This window comes from Niallia circulans (genome assembly GCF_007273535.1).
Classification (GTDB): Bacteria; Bacillota; Bacilli; order Bacillales; family Cytobacillaceae; genus Niallia; species Niallia circulans_B.
In genome coordinates this window covers 2,535,640-2,553,932 of sequence record NZ_RIBP01000004.1, presented here as the reverse complement: position 1 = coordinate 2,553,932, position 18,293 = coordinate 2,535,640, and the positions used below count along the sequence as shown (strand labels likewise).

General features: G+C 38.6%; 21 protein-coding genes. 2 read left to right on the top strand and 19 right to left on the bottom strand.

Annotated features, from left to right (window positions below):
• Positions 1–71: 71 nt before the first annotated feature.
• Positions 72–776, bottom strand: a complete 705-nt coding sequence (locus CEQ21_RS20570) for a tubby C-terminal domain-like protein (RefSeq protein WP_185766110.1) — start codon at positions 774–776, stop codon at positions 72–74.
• A gap of 112 nt (positions 777–888) precedes the next feature.
• Between CEQ21_RS20570 and trhA the strand changes: the two genes are divergently transcribed.
• Positions 889–1,512 (top strand): PAQR family membrane homeostasis protein TrhA, encoded by a 624-nt coding sequence (gene trhA / locus CEQ21_RS20565; protein WP_185766109.1) that lies wholly within the window; start codon positions 889–891, stop codon positions 1,510–1,512.
• Between the two features lie 35 nt (positions 1,513–1,547).
• Here trhA and CEQ21_RS20560 read toward each other — a convergent pair whose 3' ends face one another.
• From CEQ21_RS20560 to CEQ21_RS20530, 7 genes are all read right to left on the bottom strand, one after another.
• A complete protein-coding gene (locus CEQ21_RS20560; protein ID WP_185766108.1) occupies positions 1,548–2,036 on the bottom strand; it encodes a dihydrofolate reductase in 489 nt (162 codons plus the stop codon).
• Entirely contained in the window at positions 2,033–2,827 is a 795-nt protein-coding gene (locus CEQ21_RS20555; RefSeq protein WP_185766107.1) for a thymidylate synthase, read from the bottom strand. The genes CEQ21_RS20560 and CEQ21_RS20555 overlap by 4 nt, the downstream gene beginning before the upstream one ends.
• A 31-nt stretch (positions 2,828–2,858) precedes the next feature.
• Positions 2,859–3,566 (bottom strand): anthrax toxin lethal factor-related metalloendopeptidase, encoded by a 708-nt coding sequence (locus CEQ21_RS20550; RefSeq protein ID WP_185766106.1) that lies wholly within the window; start codon positions 3,564–3,566, stop codon positions 2,859–2,861.
• A 225-nt stretch (positions 3,567–3,791) separates the two neighbouring features.
• Positions 3,792–4,370 carry a TerD family protein gene (locus tag CEQ21_RS20545; protein ID WP_127737700.1) on the bottom strand — a complete coding sequence of 193 codons (579 nt, stop codon included), beginning with the start codon at positions 4,368–4,370 and terminating at the stop codon, positions 3,792–3,794.
• Between the two features lie 30 nt (positions 4,371–4,400).
• Complete coding sequence (locus CEQ21_RS20540; RefSeq protein WP_185766105.1) at positions 4,401–5,015, bottom strand: TerD family protein; 615 nt, start codon at positions 5,013–5,015, stop codon at positions 4,401–4,403.
• Between the two features lie 62 nt (positions 5,016–5,077).
• Complete coding sequence (locus CEQ21_RS20535) at positions 5,078–6,175, bottom strand: toxic anion resistance protein (RefSeq protein ID WP_185767356.1); 1,098 nt, start codon at positions 6,173–6,175, stop codon at positions 5,078–5,080.
• An 8-nt stretch (positions 6,176–6,183) separates the two neighbouring features.
• Positions 6,184–7,827, bottom strand: a complete 1,644-nt coding sequence (locus CEQ21_RS20530) for a YceG family protein (protein WP_185766104.1) — start codon at positions 7,825–7,827, stop codon at positions 6,184–6,186.
• A gap of 307 nt (positions 7,828–8,134) precedes the next feature.
• Between CEQ21_RS20530 and CEQ21_RS20525 the strand changes: the two genes are divergently transcribed.
• On the top strand, positions 8,135–8,389 hold the full coding sequence (locus CEQ21_RS20525) for a hypothetical protein (RefSeq protein WP_185766103.1): 255 nt from the start codon (positions 8,135–8,137) through the stop codon (positions 8,387–8,389).
• On the opposite strand, the gene CEQ21_RS20520 is transcribed toward CEQ21_RS20525, so the two are convergent.
• The 11 genes from CEQ21_RS20520 to CEQ21_RS20470 all read right to left on the bottom strand — a co-directional run bounded on the left by CEQ21_RS20520 (position 8,364) and on the right by CEQ21_RS20470 (position 18,279).
• The gene (locus CEQ21_RS20520; RefSeq protein WP_185766102.1) at positions 8,364–9,185 is read right to left on the bottom strand and encodes an HAD family hydrolase; all 822 of its coding nucleotides are present in this window, start codon (positions 9,183–9,185) and stop codon (positions 8,364–8,366) included. The genes CEQ21_RS20525 and CEQ21_RS20520 overlap by 26 nt on opposite strands.
• Positions 9,182–10,297, bottom strand: coding sequence for a cysteine protease StiP family protein (locus tag CEQ21_RS20515; protein ID WP_185766101.1), 1,116 nt, complete (start codon positions 10,295–10,297; stop codon positions 9,182–9,184). The genes CEQ21_RS20520 and CEQ21_RS20515 overlap by 4 nt, the downstream gene beginning before the upstream one ends.
• 1 nt (position 10,298) lies before the next feature.
• Positions 10,299–11,657 carry a phosphoribosyltransferase family protein gene (locus CEQ21_RS20510; RefSeq protein WP_235907292.1) on the bottom strand — a complete coding sequence of 453 codons (1,359 nt, stop codon included), beginning with the start codon at positions 11,655–11,657 and terminating at the stop codon, positions 10,299–10,301.
• Positions 11,596–12,795, bottom strand: a complete 1,200-nt coding sequence (locus tag CEQ21_RS20505; RefSeq protein WP_185766100.1) for an HpcH/HpaI aldolase/citrate lyase family protein — start codon at positions 12,793–12,795, stop codon at positions 11,596–11,598. The genes CEQ21_RS20510 and CEQ21_RS20505 overlap by 62 nt, the downstream gene beginning before the upstream one ends.
• Positions 12,796–13,046: 251 nt before the next feature.
• Positions 13,047–13,829 carry a TerC family protein gene (locus CEQ21_RS20500; RefSeq protein WP_185766099.1) on the bottom strand — a complete coding sequence of 261 codons (783 nt, stop codon included), beginning with the start codon at positions 13,827–13,829 and terminating at the stop codon, positions 13,047–13,049.
• 126 nt (positions 13,830–13,955) lie between these two features.
• Complete coding sequence (locus CEQ21_RS20495) at positions 13,956–14,537, bottom strand: TerD family protein (protein WP_185766098.1); 582 nt, start codon at positions 14,535–14,537, stop codon at positions 13,956–13,958.
• A 95-nt stretch (positions 14,538–14,632) separates the two neighbouring features.
• Positions 14,633–15,223, bottom strand: a complete 591-nt coding sequence (locus CEQ21_RS20490; RefSeq protein WP_185766097.1) for a YpjP family protein — start codon at positions 15,221–15,223, stop codon at positions 14,633–14,635.
• 178 nt (positions 15,224–15,401) lie between these two features.
• On the bottom strand, positions 15,402–16,172 hold the full coding sequence (locus CEQ21_RS20485) for a class I SAM-dependent methyltransferase (protein ID WP_185766096.1): 771 nt from the start codon (positions 16,170–16,172) through the stop codon (positions 15,402–15,404).
• A 92-nt stretch (positions 16,173–16,264) separates the two neighbouring features.
• Entirely contained in the window at positions 16,265–16,699 is a 435-nt protein-coding gene (locus tag CEQ21_RS20480) for a BrxA/BrxB family bacilliredoxin (protein ID WP_185766095.1), read from the bottom strand.
• A gap of 78 nt (positions 16,700–16,777) precedes the next feature.
• Positions 16,778–17,056 (bottom strand): YrhK family protein, encoded by a 279-nt coding sequence (locus tag CEQ21_RS20475; protein ID WP_185766094.1) that lies wholly within the window; start codon positions 17,054–17,056, stop codon positions 16,778–16,780.
• Positions 17,057–17,148: 92 nt separating this feature from the next.
• The gene (locus CEQ21_RS20470) at positions 17,149–18,279 is read right to left on the bottom strand and encodes a conserved virulence factor C family protein (RefSeq protein ID WP_185766093.1); all 1,131 of its coding nucleotides are present in this window, start codon (positions 18,277–18,279) and stop codon (positions 17,149–17,151) included.
• Between the last annotated feature and the right edge of the window lie 14 nt (positions 18,280–18,293).

Genomic DNA, 18,293 nt, shown 5'->3' with positions numbered 1-18,293 from the left:
TTCTAAATTTTTTGTTTTTTCACATTAAATAGTTGAAAGGTATCGGAATTTTTATTAATCCATCTTCAGTATCACTTATAATACATCCGGAAAAGCAATAATACCAAAATGTAAATATCTAAATCTTCATCCATATATAATATATGAGCACTGCTCACCAGACTGCTGCGCTTTATGGTTCCTACAACTTTATCATCACATTGTAGAACAGCTTCCCCCTTTATCGTACGTGAGGTGGCAACCAATTCGGTATTATCAAATGTTGCTTTTATGCATTCTTTTAATTGGACCGCATTTTTCAAATGAAAAACAGTTGCTGCTTTACCAAAATACTTCCCATCTTTATAAATGACCCAGTTATCATTGTTGGAAAAAAACTTATTCCGCTGCCACTCTACTTTGTAATTATGTTCGCCAATAGTTAGGAAAAAGGAATAGTACATTGGTGCTTTCCCTTCCAACAGGCTGTCGATAACCCTGTGCCAGCCTTTTACATAAAAGCGTTTGTAAACACCTATACTTTCCTTCCCTTTAAAAAGAGGCTTCGGTTTGTGCAGCAGTTTTTGCAGCACATAAAAGGACCAGTTGTCGTGAGTTTTCGGTATATATGCTTGTTCCTTTTTAGCTAAATGGCTTGCAGCAATATACATGAAGACAGACGTAATGGGAAACAAAGAAGCCAAGACAATAGATGATGCATCAAACTCGCCATAAATAAGATAACGTAGACATGTTCCAATCAATATAAGCAAAAATATAAAATTCAAGTGTATCAAATGTCCAAGCCTCCTTAGTAAGTAGTACGTTTCTGACCTATTTTTGTTTCATTTCTTTGTCTTCATTTGTTTTTCGACCGTTGTTCCTTTAGAATAAAGATGAGGTGATGGAATGAATTTTTCTGTAAAAGAAGAAATAGCCAACAGCATTACACATGGAATCGGCTTTTTGTTAAGCATTCCAGCACTTGTTTTTTTAATCCTTTATGCAACTGAAACAGATAATCCGTGGAGAATCGTCAGCTTTACGATATTTGGAGCAACAATGGTCATCTTGTATTTATGCTCGACTCTTCTTCACAGCACAACATACAGTAAGCTTAAGGATTTCTTTGAAATTCTCGATCATTCTGCCATCTATTTGCTGATTGCAGGAACGTATACACCCTTTTTACTTGTAGCAATAAGGGGACCGCTTGGCTGGACATTATTCGGGATTGTTTGGGGACTTGCCGTTGCAGGGATAGTATTTAAATGCTATTTTGTGAAGAAATTTATTATTGCCTCCACAATTCTGTACGTCATTATGGGCTGGCTGATAGTTTCAGCAATTGTTCCTTTATTCCATGCTATTGGAACACAAGGTGCCATTCTGCTCATTATTGGCGGTTTGTTTTATACAATCGGAAGCATATTTTATGTGCTCCAAAAAACCCCATACTTCCATGCAATCTGGCATGTATTTGTGTTAGCTGGAAGCTCGTTCATGTATTTTTGCATCTTATTTTATGTATAAAAAAACCAAATCAACTGTGATTTGGTTTTTTTTTGTTATTTATTCTTTTCATATACAAGGAAGCGGTAATCATAATTATTCTTTTCATCTCTAATGCCTTTTGTTTCACTAATAACATGCCACTCATTCCAGTCGATTTGAGGAAAATAAGTGTCTGCCTCAAATTCTCCGCTAATTTCCGTAATGTACAGTCTGTCCGTAATGTCGATTGTTTCTTTAAAAATTTCAGACCCGCCGATGATAAAAATCTCCTCATCCTTTGCTTCCTGCCACTTTTTAAATTCATCAATAGAATACAATACTGTACAACCTTCACAAGTATAATTTTTGTCTCTCGTTAAAATTACATTTTCCCTGTTAGGCAAGTTTCTTCCAATCGAATCTCTCGTTTTACGACCCATTATGATTGGGTGACCTGTTGTCACCTTTTTGAAATACTTTAAGTCTTCGGGTAAATGCCAAGGCAATTGGTTATTTATTCCGATTGCCTGCTTATCGTCCATCGCTACAATTAAAGAAATCATACACTAACAACTCCTTTAATATGTGGGTGTGCTTCATAATTCACGATTTCAAAATCTTCATATTTGAACGAGAAAATGTCTTTAACCTCTTTATTCAGCACAAGATACGGCAGTGGCTTTGGTTCTCTTGTAAGCTGTAATTCCACTTGCTCTATATGATTATTATAAATATGAACATCACCAAATGTATGGATAAACTCCCCAACTTCAAGATCACATACTTGGGCGATCATATAGGTTAATAAAGCGTATGAGGAGATATTAAAAGGCACACCTAAAAATACATCGGCAGAACGCTGGTACAATTGACAAGACAATTTCCCGTCTGCTACATAAAACTGAAACAGACAGTGACAAGGCGGCAATGCCATTTCAGGTATATCACCGACATTCCATGCACTTACAATCATTCTGCGCGAATCCGGGTTATTTTTGATTGTGTGAATCAATTCAGCTATCTGATCTACCGTGCTACCATCCCTTGATGTCCATGATCTCCATTGATGGCCGTATACTGGTCCAAGATTGCCTTCTTCATCTGCCCATTCATTCCAAATGCGAACATTATTATCTTGTAAGTACTTGATATTTGTATCCCCATTTAAGAACCATAAAAGCTCATGAATAATTGAACGCAAGTGGAGCTTTTTCGTCGTGATCAGCGGAAAACCTTCTGCCAAATCGAAACGCATTTGGTAGCCGAATGTACTAACAGTGCCAGTTCCTGTACGATCCTCTTTTTTCGTTCCTGTTGTCAAGACATGTCTGCATAGATCTAAATATTGCTTCATTTATTCAACATCCTTTTCCTGCTAAATTTGCTTATTTAATGCTGGCAATTAGTTTATATGTTAAAGGTGCCAGCTGTTTTAATGATTCTTTATAAGAACCGCCGAGGTAATACATGGCAAAGGCTTCCGCAAAGTATTCCTCAGGATAGTTTAGAAAATACAGTCTATGTGGAAAAAGACTAGCTTTCTCTTTATTCCAAGCTGAAAGAAATTGTTCCTTTTTACTATAATAATTCAATACCTTATAGTCAATGGAATGAGCCAGTTCATGAAGCTCCAGGTTTACCGAACCGTGCCCGCTCCCTTTTCTGCTTGAACCAATCTTGACGAGCACAGTTTGTCCGCCGCCAATTCCTGGTACATCATCCCACGTTTTTGTCGTCATATACCCTCTTGGTATAATTCCAGCAAATTGCTTTGCAGTTGGATTATCGGTTAGCTTCCCCGTAAAAAGCTTTACCCTTATTCCCTTATCTTCTATTTTGGACAACAGAGATAATGGTAGCCTATTAAGGCGCTTCACAATTGCTGCTGCTTCCATTTGATCAAAACTTCCTTTTGGAAGCAAAATAATAGCTTGCAGATTTTTTTGTTCAGCTGCTGAAAGATGATCCTTAACAATCGATTGGACAGGAAAATCTTTCAGCATGATTCCGCCTGAGTCCTGCTGAGAATTACCCATCAGTATAGAAACGATGCCAATCATAAAAAAAGGCATGATTTTTTTTAACTGCTTCATCCTTGCTCTCTCCAACTTTTCTCTCCGATGTATAAGTTTAATGTTTGAGGAGATTGATAATATCTTAGATTATAGCATAGAATGAGAGATTAATTACGGCAGAAAAAATATTGGCAATACCTTCAAAAAAAACCCTTCAAAAAAGAAACAAGAAAGGCTTCTTTTCTGAAAGGCTGCTTAGCTTGCTGTTTGTTTCATACACACTAACTGTTTGACAGCAAAAAATTATACGTCCAATCCGTAATTGCGGCAAAGTGCTGCAAGGCCGCCAGAGAATCCGCTGCCAATCGCATTAAACTTCCAATCGCCATTATGCTTGTACAATTCGCAAATGACAACGGCTGTCTCTACAGAAAAATCTTCTCCTAAATCATACCGAAGTATTTCTACATTTGTTTCCTCATTCACAACACGAACAAACGCGTTGGAAACTTGACCAAAATTTTGACTTCTAGAATCTGCATCATGAATTGTCACTGCAATGCCAACTTTGTGAACATGTGCAGGGATTTTGGAAAAGTCGATGACGATTTGTTCATCATCCCCATCCCCTTCACCTGTTCGGTTATCGCCTGTATGCTCCACACCGCCGCTCGGATGTGCAAGGTTGTTGTAGAAAATGAAATCTACATCATTTATCACTTTGCCGTTTGCATCTGCCAGAAATGCGGATGCATCCAAGTCAAAGTCAACTCCTCCGTCATAGCGATTTGTGTCCCAGCCTAATCCGATAATAGCTCTCGTTAGGCCTGGATTCGTTTTTGTCAGGTCAATTCTTTGTCCTTTTGATAGATTGATGCTCATTCTTTTCTCCTCCTTTTATATCCTTGTTATTTAAGAATAAGATTTTACTACTTCACCAAGACTGCCAGCAGTTGTACCAGAACCAATTGCGCCAAACTTCCATTCTTGACCATGTCTGTACAGTTCACCAACGATTAAGCTTGTCATGCCATTATAGTTATCTGTCAAATTGTAGTGCAGCAGTGACTCATTAGAACTTGGATTAACAATGCGAATAAATGCGTTTTGAATCATTCCGAAATGCTGTTTTCTTTTCACTGCATCATAAATATTAACAACGAAAACAAGCTTATGTACGGAAGCAGGAACACGGCTTAATTCAACAAAAATTTGTTCATCATCCCCTGCACCATCACCAGTCAAATTATCGCCAGTATGCTGAATGCTGCCATCTCTGCTTTTCAAGTTTCCAAAATATATTACATCACTGTTTCCTTTTACTTTTCCATTTTCATCAAGCATTAAAACAGATGCATCACAGTCAACATTTGCTCCGCCAGAACCGCCGCCAAATAAAGAACCAAACAGTCCGCCACCTTTATTTTGCTGAACTGGATCCCAACCAAGACCTACCATAATTTTTGATAAACCAGGATTGCCTTTCGTCAAATCTACTCTTTGTCCTTTTTGCAGATTGATTGCCATATTATCCACTCCAATTTATTATTATGTATTTTTATGTCAGGGCAGCAGAGCTGCCCTGATTGTTAGCCTTTTAATTTCATTTGTTTGAAATTACTGTGAAGCTGCTCCAGTTTTTTCGTACCTTCTTCACGGAGCCTCTTATTATCTTCTTCAATCGATTTTGTTTCCTGCATACCTTTCATAATGATATTCCAGGATTCCTCGATTGTCTCAATTTTAATGCTTGGCGCACCTGCCATTCTCGCAATATCCACACTTTGCTGTGAAATATTTTGTGCATTGCGGACAAGCATCTCATTCGTGCGGCGGTCAAGCTCGCTCATGCTGTCTGCTACTAGCTTCTGTCTTTTAGCTGCAACAGCTTGAATCAAGCCGTTTTTAAAGATCGGAATTGTTGTAACAAAAGCAGAGTTAATCTTACCGATTAATTTCGTATTACCGCGCTGCAGCAGTCTTATTTGCGGTGCTGTTTGCAATGCGACCATTTTGGCCATTTCCAGATCATACACACGCTGGTCGATTAGTTCAATCGCATTTCTTAAGGTATCAAGCTGCATCGAGGCAAGCTGATCTCCTTGGATTGCTTTTGCTTCAATTGTCGGAAGCACCTCTTGTTTGAGCTGATCTGATTTCATTGCACCTGCAACAGCATATTTCTCAAGCGTCAAATAATATTGATAGTTTTGCTCATACATATTGTCTAGCATGTTTGTCGAATCAACCATCTCTGTTTGGTATTTGGAAATTTCAACATAAACCTTATCAATTTCCGATCCCATTGACTGGTACTTACCAAACAGCTTCTCCATGATTTTTTCGCTTTTTTTGAACAGCTTTCCAAACAGGCCCTTTGAGGATTGCTCAAAGTCCTTTTTATCGAACTTATCCATAATCCTGCCAAGCTGCTTCAGCAGTTCTCCTGAATCTTCGACTTTTGTTGTTCTCATATTGCTGAGGATTTGATCAGAGAATTTAGAAATCTGCACAGCAGGCTCTTTTCCGAACTCTAGTATTTGAATTTGGTCTCTTTCATCAATTGATTTTGCCAACTGCTGCACTTCTGGTTCATTTCTTAAGGCAAGCTTGATTTCAGAAACTTTATTTTCCGTTAACACATCTATAACTTGGTGTTCATTGCTTGAAGAATTAGATGATTGCATATTCACTGCTAATCTCCCCTTCTATTTTTTTTAAAACCATTCAGTATCATTTTCTTAAAGAATGACTCTTCCTTATATTCCAGTTCAAACACAACATCCTCGAGCCAGTGGGAATCATAGGAGCCTTCAGTAATAAATGGCTCTATGTCAATATGGCCTGGCGGATTATATAGAATAATATCCACTCCGAATGCATTTAATAACAGCAATATTGCTGCATCCTCTCTCGTAAAAATGCCATTTTGCTCTGTCTTATACAGAATGATGCTTGGCACTTCCTGCGAGTAGTCAAACCTCTGTAGCAGCTTCAAAATATCAGCAGGTATGATTAGTCCTTGTGTGAACAGGAAAATAGCTGCTTCTTCTGAAGTTTCATGCGGCAATGCCTGAAGACGGGGGTTATGGCAAATAGAGCGAATGCTTGATGCGATTCCTTTTTGCAATCCGATTGGCAAACGGCCGTAGCTCCAATAGTTTGATCCCATCATTTTGTTTATGTCCAATTTCCCATCTTTGCCAAGAGCATTGCGATAATGAAAACGATAATCGCTGACGATTGCCCTTGTAAAAGGAAAATTCTTTATTAACAGGGCATGTTCCACATTAACAAGAGTATGCATCCTATCCCAATATTCTTTCCTATTGCTGCTTACACCAAATACTTTAGCAAAAATAGTAGGAATTTTCACTTCTCCATTACTCACTTCAAAATTTGGACGTATCATCGCTTTTTCTTTTTCCAGCAAAAAAAGCTCGTCATATGTTGTCTTGAGCGTGACGGACATTGGTGTGTAATCCCTCAGCTGCCATGGTTTATAAAGGCCAGAGCCTTCATGATTTAAAATGCTCTCTATTTCTTTTGACGCTCTGTAAGCAACAGTTGCTGTTCTTCTCCTTTTTTCCGTCGGAAACTCCTCTGCTTCTTTTGCTTGCGGATATCTATGGATAAAAACAGGCTGAACGTCACCGGCAATTTGCTCGAAAACATCGTTCCCATCTGGACTAACAATCAACAAATCACACCCGATTTGCGATAAATATGTTAAAAAATAGGCTTGGCTTTTATTGCCTGCACCGTACCACAAGTATTGCGGAAGTCTCTCACTATCACCGCATGCCTCAAGACTTGGCTGAAGGTGATTGATAGACCATTTAATAACATCAACAAGCACCCTGCGCAGCTCACTGCTCTTTAAGCCATTTGGTTCTGTTTCAGCAAAGCGTTCAACAAGCTTTATCATGCTTTCCCTTAATTTTCGGTGTATAGAAGGGCTGGTTGATTTTAATATGAGATTTTCTCCATCCAAAAAGGCAACAAACCGATTAACAGAAAGATTTTGTTCATGAAGTAAATTCATTAGTTTTTGAATCGCTTGAAAATGCTTGTTATCGAAAACACGGTTCAAATGATTATTGCTAATCAGTTCTAAGTTATTGTCTTCTGCATGAACCCAATCATAAAGCTGGTTATAATATTCATCTTCATCCATCGGCACACCAAGAAGCTTAACAAACACTTGCCCAAAGGTAATGGTTCCGTTTTCTTCCTTATAAAAAGGCCGGCTTTTCAGCGGCTGTTGCATGGTTGTGTACCAGTTTTCCAATGATACAGGAAGTATCTGCCCATTCAGTGTGTGTAAATTAACATTCATTTTTTTCCACTTCCCTAAACGAACTGCTCTTTATAAAAAATAATCTTTTCGCGTAAAGCTTTATATGTATCATAGCACAGTATATTAATATTGCTAAATATTTACCCTATATAAATTAGTACGATTATTTGTCCAAAAAGTTTCATTTTTCTACATCAATCTTACGTTTCTCCTTACTTAAGGTTAAACGTAAGCCTGCTGCCATTTAAGTCAGAAGAAGATAACCTTTATATAAAGACTATCTATCTTTCACCATTTTTTGCAAAATGCATATAATACAGTAATTTAGGCTAAGTAGGTGTTTAATATGAGATTACTGTTTCGAAAAATGTCTTATCATCAAATGAAAGAAGACATGAAACAAATGGAGCAAGTACTATGCTCTAAGTCTTTCCTGTACATTGACCTCTTTCTCATCGGTATCATGATCAGTTTCGCCGTTTCAATCAGCTTTAACTCCCTGTTAGTTGGCGCAGTCGCCTTCTTCATTTTCTATACAGTTTTCGCTACCATTTTTCATTTTCTATCCAAATGGCTCAAAGACTCTCCTGCAGAGGAATAGAACTTCGCTTTACAAGCTGGTGAACAGACTCAATAATCTCTTCACCAGCATTTGCTCCTTTGGTTCTCGTGAAAGAAAATGTATTAGCACTCATCAGCTCTGAAGCCATTTCTCCATGCCTTGGCATAAATGGATGTGTACACACATCCAATAAAGGGACATCAAGCAGGGAATCTCCTGCACCTGCTATTTGTGTTATGCCCTCGCGCTTTTGAATAAACTTTACTGCTTCTCCCTTACATACAGGAGATGGCATGAAGTACAGTTTTCTTCCCTGCAATGACAGCTTCCAGCCATTTTCTGCAGCAATTTCTCCTATCTGTCTTTTGGTATCCGCCGTTATTTGTTCTGTTAATATAAAATAAAAGAACAGATCATCTGCTATTTTCATTTCCCCTGGAAGCTTAAATCCTTGCAGAAGTTTCATTAAATCTTCTTTATGGCTACATTCTTCTGCAAGCTTTCTTTGTACTGTTTCTGTCCAGTCAGTAAGGATTTCTCCTTTATAATGGATATTCGCTCCATTTGAAGTCACACTATATGTCACTGGTATTTCCTCTGTGAAAATAAAGATGCGCTTATATTGCTCATATGTTCTTGTCGTAACTGGGACAAACAGGAGTTCACCAGAAAGTTCCTTAAGAAGATTCAGTGCTGTTTCCTTCATATAAGAGATATTCTCTCCATTCCTTTTTTCAACAGCGACCATTTCTTTATTAAGTGGTGTACCCATTTCAGAAAGGGCACGTTGTGAATAAATTAGCGTTCTGTCCAAATCGGATGCGAACATCATCATTTTTCTTCACCCACTTTTTTAATGAGACCACAGCATGTATAACTCATATTTGGATATGGGATTATTTCTACATTCCGTTCCTTTGCCAGCATGATGATATGACGTACATAAGGGCTATCAGGGTCCTTCATTAAGATTTTCCATGGCACACGTCTTAAAAGCACCCTTGTTGTTTCTCCAACTCCCGGCTTAACGTAATTGGCCGTTTCAATTCCAAAGGCTTCCTTTATCTCTAAAACCTCCTGCATTCCTTTAAAGGAAACTTCTTCAGCATTTCTGATTTCCGCAATCGCTTCTTCTAATTCATGTTCATTTATGTGTAGAAATCGCGAAGCGATTTGTTCTAAGTACTGTTCTGAAACGTCATATTCTTCTAATTCTTGATAATATTTTGCGCCATGAAAATCATTTGTTCCGATGTAAGCATCATTAAGGACTGTTCTGCTGACAAGTCCTGAAACGGTCGAATTAAGGCACGCGCTTGGAATAAGAAAATCCTCTCTAGTGCCAAACAAATCTGTACAATAGCCTGGATCTGCGACAACAGCAAGACTATCATCAAGCTTTACGCCATGCTTTTCTTCGAAGTCCTGCACGGACTTTGTCAATTCAATGGAAATTGCTCCTTTACCTGTCCAGCCGTCCACAAATTGAATATTGCAGCCAGGATGAGAGTTTAGTATGTAGTTAAGCGCATTTTCGTCTATTCCTCTATCCCTGATAATGGAGATGCTGTAGTGAGGAATGTTTTCACTATACTTAAATTGTAGGTATCGCTTCATCAATATACCGATTGGTGTGCCTGCTCTTGCAAGAGAAACGAGGACAGTGTTTTGCCCTTTTCTTCTGTATATTTGCTCTGCAACGACTGCGGTGCAAAAGGCTACCTTAGTTTTGTATTCTGCGAGAGTTTCCCAAAAAACCTGCAAATAGTTTTCTGGAGGATTGTATTCAATCGGCAATGTCTCACTATAATGCTGACCACCTTGTATACGTTTTTCCCGCTCTTCTGTATTCCCCTCTAAGCTGAAGTCACTTAAGTCCTTTAACAGAAAAACGACATCCTCCTGCTTATATGATCCAAACCTTCTCTGTCCAGTTTTCTGTTTCATCTCACTTACCTCCCGCTGCATACACTATGTTTATTTTTCTAGCTCCAGTGCCCTTTAGCTTGTCAAGCAATGGGTTGAGCTTTGCTTCGTCAAGTTTTCTCTCAAAAAATACAAAAATATCATCATATGCATATTCTGTTAAATTATACAAATAGTGGTCAATACTAGTATCTTCCGGATTAAGGAAGTGAATCGCTGTTTTTGCTCCATAATAATGTTCATTATGAGGATAAATAGGGCTTCTCGTACTTGATTGATAGTAGACCCCATCTCCCATCAGAGATGCAATCTTCATTGGAATATACATAAACTCGCCTGTTCCTATGGAAAGTGTTTGACTGCCAATGCGCTTTTGGGCAAGAAAGGACGCCGCTGCCTCCACCCAATCTATTTCACTTGAGTGGAGACCAAATCTGCCTGTATTCTTTAAATAAGGGCTTACATTGCGTTCGTCAAGTAGCGTTCTTGAGGAAAAAGGCAGCAAGTTATCCTTCGTAAATTCGGCTAAGCTAATATATTCTGTTTCCACAATATTTGTTGATATGCCTGTTTCTTCCTGTCCGTCACTGACATTATTTAACTCACCTTCTAATTGAAAAACACCTTTTATTAAGCTTACACAACGAATAGTTATCCCAAGCTCTTGTTCAAGGCTTTTAAGCTTTGCTTCATTTTCCTTTGAACGCCAATCAAGTATCGAGACAACTGTATATTCTGTGCGCGGATATTTCGCCTGTATATCTCGAATGATATTAATGGCCGTATTGCCTGTTGTCAGTTCATCATCAACTAATATAACCTCTCGCTGTGTATCAAGCATGGAGGCGTCGATATAACAGCGATGTGAGGTAGCGTGGGAATGCTCCTCCTCAAAAGAGATGATAGATTCCATACCATCCACCACTTCTCTCGTGGTATGAAAAAAGGCTGCATGAGAAAACGCCTTATAAAAACTATGGCCAAGCGCTGTTGCTGTTTCTGCAAATCCAATGATAATTGGGCTTGCTATTTCCTTGGCAATAATCGGTTCATCACGAAAGCTGGCAATATTGTCATAATAGGCTTTCAGCAATACATCTCTAGAAGCAGATACAACGCCAGTCTTTAATTCTTCATATCTGGCAGCAAGCGCAAATCCGGTCCACAATCCTAATTTTGGTTTAATAGGAATATGTTTTCCAAGTAGCTTGCTGACGAATAAAAAGGATCTTTTTTTATTAATTCTCGCTGCCATTTGAAACAGCTCTTGTACTTCCAGTTCAAAAGGATTTTCCGTTATTTCAATATGCATTTTTAATTCACTTAGGATTGGTAACGAAATTTTCTTGTGTGAGTAAGTCAATGTATGTAAATTCTTCATGGAACACCCCATAAACTCTAGATTTTAGCATGATTTTCTGTGCCCAATAAAAATGTGGCTTTATTTCGTTCATCTTATTGGAAAAGGAGCTTTTCATAACCCCGATATCTCCATTATTGCTTGCAATGATATTTGCAGCATCTAAATATTCCTCATAGCTGACAACATTTAATGCTTGTACAGGCTTAATATGGGATGGATGGATGATTGTTTTTCCAGTTAAACCGTTAGTAATATCCATTAGCACTTCCCTTATCAAGCCGTCCATATGTCTGTCGATTAGCTGTGTCCTCATTTGCATGCCCGCCTTGCCATATCTTTTCCTAAACGGCGTTTCCCGTAGCTGTGGAATCAGCATTCTTTCTTTGGAAGAGAAATATTCCCATACAGGTCCGGAAACGACATAAGGACTATCTGCACGCAAAAACACATTAATGATATCAGTGATGCAGTCACGGATAATGGCCACATCATAAACAGTTGTATCTGTATTTCTTCTTATCCCATATAAACCGCAAAAATCAGTCGCACCAATCCGGACATTTAAAATAAGATGCTTATATGTATCGAGAACTGCCTTAATCGACAACAATTCTTCTAGTCTAGTTTCTTTTTCTATGATTCTTTTCGTCTCTAAGATTGGCATTGCATATAGCAAATTGCCTAAGCTATTATATGCTTCCAATTTCTGTAGGATAATACTTCCAAATGCTGCATCAAATTTAGGAATGACAATTCCTGTTAATAAGTGGATACACTCATGGAGGGAATCCATCAGCCTCAAAAACTGCTCAACAGAACGAATGCGAATAAAAATCAGCGGCATCTCTGCTTTTAATAAAATGCCCTGCTCAATGCTTGTTTTTATATTAATAAGCTCTTCTTTTAATTTTGCTTCAGCAAGCTCCACTTCATGATCACCAATGGAGTCCTCCAGGCAAATGACCATAGATGTTAACCCAGAATGCTTCTTTATGAGAAGGTCATGATATATATTCGGTCTTGTTGCAGGCATATACAGGGTGGAAGCAAGTGCATAGGATAAAATTTCTTTATCCGAATTAATAGATAACTCTTCAGGTTTTTTATAAAAAAGCTTTTCTCGTTGCTTATCATTTAAATCAGCAAATAATTTCATTTTCACTAACTCCATTCAACTATAATACCTATATATATATATTCAGATTATTCCGATAATAATTTTATAAAAATAGTACCTATTTATTTTAATATAATATAGTTTTTCTTGCATTAATATATTTCTTTTTATAGGGAATTTTGTAATCAATTGGATTGATTTATCTTTGCTACAGGGAGGAAAGGAGGTTGGAAAGGAAATAAAAGAAGGGAAGACCTGATGTCTTTATCCCTTCTTAAAGTATTACTATCTTATGCTTCGCCTTGCTCTGCTTTTTTCTTGTTGCGGTTATGAACAACAAATGTTGCGGCAAAAGCGACAACCAGTATACTGAAAAATACGTAATGATGTACATGAATATTAATAACACCTAAAAGCATTTTCACAGAAATAATCAGAATCAAAATGTAGGCTGTGCCTTCCAATTCTGGTACGCGGTCAATCAGCTTCAAGAATACACCTGCGACACCGCGCATCATCAAGACTCCAAGCATACCGCCGACAAGCAGTACCCAAACCTGGTTGCTGACACCGAATGCGGCAAGAACACTGTCTACAGAAAAAGCAATATCCATCATTTCAACTGCAATAACTGTACCCCAGAATGTTCCGAAAAGACGAATTAAGAGACCGTTTTTGTTAATGCCATGTGATTCTTCTTCGCCTTCAACTTCTAATGCATTCTTCTCCTTGCGCTTATCCATGAAGTACTTGATTGCCAGATATGCCAAGTATGCTGCACCAAGCACTTTAACCCACCATAATTTAATAAGGAATACACCGATTCCGATTGCAATAAAACGGAAGATGTATGCGCCAAGCAAACCATAGAAAAGTGCTTTTTTTCGTTTTTCCGGCGGAAGATGCTTTACCATAACAGCAAGCACAAGTGCGTTGTCTGCTGATAATAGCCCTTCAAGAATAACAAGTGTTCCAATATATCCCCAGCTTACTGGGTCTGTCAGTACCTGCCCCCACATTTCCCAATTAAAAAACTGAGAGTATGTATGGATAATGCTTTCAATAATTCCCATTCGTGTATGTTCCTCCTAATTGATTGCTCTTATCATTCATGATTAAACAATCATGCTGCTTTTTCTTTTTATCAGCCTGCAATCAAATGGAAATGCAACCGAAAAGAGTTTCCCCTTTTACTAAAATCAGCCTACTTGTAGTCCGAAATCAGTTGCTAACGCTGCCAAGCCGCCTTGATAACCGCTGCCAGTAGCGCTGAATTTCCATTCGCCGTTGTGACGGTATAGTTCTCCGACAACTAATGCTGTTTCGATAGAGAAGTCTTCTCCTAAGTCATAACGGATAAGCTCCTCATTATTTTGTTCATTCAGGATGCGCACATATGAGTTAGAAACTTGTCCGAAGTTTTGGTTTCTAGCGTCTCCATCATGAATAGTGATAGTAAAGGCAATTTTTTGCACTCCCGCAGGTACACCTTGCAAATCAATAATGACAGATTCATCATCACCGTCTCCATCTCCAGTGCGGTTATCTCCTGAGTGAACGACAGATCCATTACCGCCAGTTGTGTTGTTGTAAAAGACAAAGTCAGCGTCAGAAGCTACTTTTCCATTTTCCGCTAACAAAAATACAGATGTATCTAAGTCGAAATCGTTTCCGCCATCGTATTTATTAACGTCCCATCCTAAACCAACAACCACCTTTGTTAATCCAGGGTTTCCTTTTGTCAAGTCCACTTTTTGTCCTTTTGATAAACTAATTGCCATGATTAATTCCTCCATTTTTTTCTCATTTTAATTATCTACGTTTCTGATGCTCCAAGGGTTTCACATTTTATTATAATTTATTGGGAAAGTTTTTATTAGCTCATCCATCTTGGCGGCATATTCTTATCCCAATAGATGTTGCCTAGTGCATAATGATTTTGGAAGTTATCCTGAAACGTGTGATAATGAAAATTGAACCAATAGCCTTCTTGTGGGGGGCGATCCCTTCTTACATGAAAACGGATCACATCCTGATCTTCTTTCAAAATGTGAAAAATTCGTTCGCTCGTCCCAGGGCTTGGCATTTCAGTTATGGTAAGCTGGCTCAAATCTTCATCAGGGAAGCTGCTTGTCACATCGTTTATCGCTTTTTCTATATTCGGCAAAATCGCCAGTTTAAATTCATCTTCAATGACTGGTTTAATTTTGCTTCCGAACTTCGTATAACTTTGCACTTCAGCTTCTTCCATCAGCATGCCCACGACCTTTTCTCTTTCCGATCGTTCATCGAGAACTCCGACAGGCTCAAACTCCAGCTCTGACGATACTGGGAGCTGTCTCTCATCTGCAGGCTTCTTTTCGTCCCCGTTTCCCGAAGTATAAAAAGCGGAAGGGGAAGGAGTAACCAATCCAAATGTTAAAATTGACACAAAGACAACAAGACTTTTCCGAATCCAATTAGGCATTTTTAAACACCTCACTTTCAAAGGTCCTGCTTATCCATGTAAAGAATATTCTATCTCTTTAAAATGGTTCTTGCTTAATAATTTACAGTACTATTCAAGTATATAATAAAGTTCAATTATTCAGCTACTATTTATACAGCATTTAAGAAAAATAATAGCTGGCCTTCCTTAATTTTTCCTATAATTCGATAATACCATAGTGAAATTTTGCTGTTTTTCGATCGATGCGTTTAAAATTAAAATCTTCAAACCTGCTGCTTTTATAGTGATCCTTCAGGACAACTCTTTCCTTTGCAACACGGCGAGCTTCCGCTATCATCGCACTCGTCCATTCCTCATAAACAGCAAGGCTCTTTAATGGCTTTATTCCATCTGAATTAATTTGCTCCTCAAACATCGGGTCGAAATAAACACAATCCACACTATCATCCTTGCGCTTCTTTAATTCATCGAGGGCATGACCTGTTGTAACCTTTATTCTTCTCATTGCCCTATCAATATCCTCTTCCTCTGACTGCCAGCTTACAAGCCCTTCTTTAACGATGAAGGCAATGACCGAACTTGCCTCAAAGCCTTCAACGCTGCCATTTTCGCCAACTGCGTAGCTTGCGACAATACTGTCAGATGCGAGTCCAAGCGTACAATCGAGAAACGACTTTCCTGCTGATAGATTGCATGCTTCTATAAATGGGTCATGCTCTTTTTTTTGCAGTCTTTTCACACGGAACATAGCAGAGCTGGGATGAAAGAAAAAAGGCTGTTCTCCATTTACGACGAACAGCTCATATCTGTCTTTGCCTGCTACTAATACATCCTCATTATAAAAAGATAACAGAGAGCGGACTGTCTTTTTATTTCTGTCCACAAACCTACATCCCAAAAAGGAAGCAGCGGCTTTCGCCTGCTGTTTCATCATTTCATTTGTTCTTCCTGCTGTTGTCACAATCATTATTTATCACCTTTCATACAGAACCTAAGTTAGCGTTAAAAAAAGAAGGGCAGTGTATACACGCCCTCCTTTTACGTCTTTTATTGCTGCAGTTAACAGTTTTGCTCGAAAGCCGAGATTAAGTTTTCCATAATTGCTTCCATTGAGTTACCTTCAATATCGTAGCGAGGAATGAAATGAACGACTTGGTTGTCTTTAATTAAAGCCATAGAAGGAGATGATGGCTCGATATCTCCAAAAAACTCTCTCATTCTAGCCGTTGCTTCTTTGTCTTGTCCTGCGAAAACTGTTACAAGATGGTTAGGTTTTTTCTCCGCCTGCAAAACAGCCTGTGTTGCAGCAGGTCTTGCAAGTCCTGCTGCACATCCGCACACAGAATTAACGACCACTAATGAAGTCCCTTCACTATTGCTGATGAACTCCTCAACTGCCTCTTCAGAAGTCAGCTCCTCGAATCCTGCGTTTACAAGCTCTGCTCGCATTGGTTTAACCATTTGTCTCATATATTCTTCGTATGCCATTGACATTTTTATGTCCTCCTTTAATATTGCATGTGAATATAGCATACAACACTGCAATTGTTCATGCAACGAAATGAGACTCTGTTAGAACCGTCTTTTTTCCTTATTCAACCGTTTCACTCGCAGAAGGCGGCATGTCCGAATTACTGGGCGAATGAGGAGAAGGATACTTCCGCAAATATACAAAACGGCGCCCAACACCTTCCACCCGAGCAGCATGTTAAAAATCGTACCAAGTAAGAATAAAAGACCTATCAGAATATCATTAATCGTATATATCAATTGGTATTTATCCTTGAGGATAATCGCTAAAGAACCGAAAGCAATATTGAGATTATTATCTTCATCTATATGTTTTTTCAAGCTTTATACACCCCGCCAACATTAATTACTGGAATTATTCCTTTTAGCAGGGTTTATAAACCATTCTATACAAACAAGAAATATTTTCTAAATCAATCCTGTTTACGTGCTTCTGTCATCTGTTTCCAAACAGAGCCTTTAGCCTCTTCTCCAAGCTCAATTCTTTCAATTGCCATCTTAATTTGCAGACTTACCTCAAATTCAGGGTCTTCTTCGTGGGCTTTTAATGCTTCAAGCGCCCTTTCATCCCCTACCTCATATAAGAACATGGCAGCACGCCATCTTACTAACTTGTTTTTGTCATTAAGTGCTATTATCATCTCGTCCATTGCTTCAGCAAAGCCTAAGTCAGAAAGGCAATCACCTGCTGTTCGTCTTACTGTTACCGTCTTATCCTTTAATGCAATGTATAAGGACGGCAAGACCGCAGGGTCCTCTATCATTCCTAAATATACAGTTGCCAGTCTGCGAATCGATGGTTTGTCATCAGCAAGGGCCTTCGTTAAAACAGGGATATCCTCTACAGTTGGATCTTCGCTTTGCTCTAGCTTTTGATATCTTACTTTCCAATCTTCATGATCCAAATCTTCAAGTGTCAGCTTGATTTTTTCTCTTTTCATTACGTTTGCTTCTGCTGTTTCTGGATTTTTCGCCGCATCACTTAGTGTGGTAATTCTTATTTGTGGATAGGCAGCCATTAATTCCTCTTGCACAGCTTGTCCTATTTCGTCAAACTCACCGTATCGGACGCCAAATTCTTGCCACTTTCTGCTGGCAACAACATTATCATTCGGCATTCTAACCTCAGCAACAGCCTTCATAAATTGCTCTGGCAAACCGTAACGCTTTTCTTCTGCTCCATCTGTTAGCTTGATTTGCATTGGAATTCCTTTATACATTTGCACTAATACTTTGATTTCTCCAAAGTGATCATTTATTTCCTGACCATTTTCTGTGCTGTCTGCCTCTTCACCAAATGCATTGCGTACTTTCGAGAGAAGTTCCTTCCAGTCATATTTTGCATTTCGTTCCACTGCAAGAAAATCAGCTACATGATAGACCCCTCTTATTCCCTCAATCGCCAAAATGTCCTGAATCACTTGTGGTGCCTGTTCTGCATTTGCCTGTTTATAATTATTGCTTTTACCCATTGGCAGCTCTTCATTCAAATTGATTTTCATCGTATTTGGACTTGGAGTTGGTTCAATCGCCAAAATTTTCATCTTGCATCCCCCTC

Excerpts from the sequence above, each read along its gene's own strand:
- CEQ21_RS20555 (WP_185766107.1), bottom strand. The coding sequence starts at position 2,827 with ATGAAGCAATATTTAGATCTATGCAGACATGTCTTGACAACAGGAACG.
- CEQ21_RS20485 (WP_185766096.1), bottom strand. The coding sequence starts at position 16,172 with ATGATTGTGACAACAGCAGGAAGAACAAATGAAATGATGAAACAGCAG.
- CEQ21_RS20490 (WP_185766097.1), bottom strand. The coding sequence starts at position 15,223 with ATGCCTAATTGGATTCGGAAAAGTCTTGTTGTCTTTGTGTCAATTTTA.
- CEQ21_RS20505 (WP_185766100.1), bottom strand. The coding sequence starts at position 12,795 with ATGAAATTATTTGCTGATTTAAATGATAAGCAACGAGAAAAGCTTTTT.
- trhA (WP_185766109.1), top strand. The coding sequence starts at position 889 with ATGAATTTTTCTGTAAAAGAAGAAATAGCCAACAGCATTACACATGGA.
- CEQ21_RS20545 (WP_127737700.1), bottom strand. The coding sequence starts at position 4,370 with ATGAGCATCAATCTATCAAAAGGACAAAGAATTGACCTGACAAAAACG.
- CEQ21_RS20515 (WP_185766101.1), bottom strand. The coding sequence starts at position 10,297 with ATGAAACAGAAAACTGGACAGAGAAGGTTTGGATCATATAAGCAGGAG.
- CEQ21_RS20560 (WP_185766108.1), bottom strand. The coding sequence starts at position 2,036 with ATGATTTCTTTAATTGTAGCGATGGACGATAAGCAGGCAATCGGAATA.
- CEQ21_RS20530 (WP_185766104.1), bottom strand. The coding sequence starts at position 7,827 with ATGAATGTTAATTTACACACACTGAATGGGCAGATACTTCCTGTATCA.
- CEQ21_RS20535 (WP_185767356.1), bottom strand. The coding sequence starts at position 6,175 with ATGCAATCATCTAATTCTTCAAGCAATGAACACCAAGTTATAGATGTG.
- CEQ21_RS20495 (WP_185766098.1), bottom strand. The coding sequence starts at position 14,537 with ATGGCAATTAGTTTATCAAAAGGACAAAAAGTGGACTTGACAAAAGGA.
- CEQ21_RS20550 (WP_185766106.1), bottom strand. The coding sequence starts at position 3,566 with ATGAAGCAGTTAAAAAAAATCATGCCTTTTTTTATGATTGGCATCGTT.
- CEQ21_RS20500 (WP_185766099.1), bottom strand. The coding sequence starts at position 13,829 with ATGGGAATTATTGAAAGCATTATCCATACATACTCTCAGTTTTTTAAT.
- CEQ21_RS20470 (WP_185766093.1), bottom strand. The coding sequence starts at position 18,279 with ATGAAAATTTTGGCGATTGAACCAACTCCAAGTCCAAATACGATGAAA.
- CEQ21_RS20540 (WP_185766105.1), bottom strand. The coding sequence starts at position 5,015 with ATGGCAATCAATCTGCAAAAAGGACAAAGAGTAGATTTGACGAAAGGC.
- CEQ21_RS20520 (WP_185766102.1), bottom strand. The coding sequence starts at position 9,185 with ATGATGATGTTCGCATCCGATTTGGACAGAACGCTAATTTATTCACAA.
- CEQ21_RS20525 (WP_185766103.1), top strand. The coding sequence starts at position 8,135 with ATGAGATTACTGTTTCGAAAAATGTCTTATCATCAAATGAAAGAAGAC.
- CEQ21_RS20480 (WP_185766095.1), bottom strand. The coding sequence starts at position 16,699 with ATGTCAATGGCATACGAAGAATATATGAGACAAATGGTTAAACCAATG.
- CEQ21_RS20510 (WP_235907292.1), bottom strand. The coding sequence starts at position 11,657 with ATGAAGAATTTACATACATTGACTTACTCACACAAGAAAATTTCGTTA.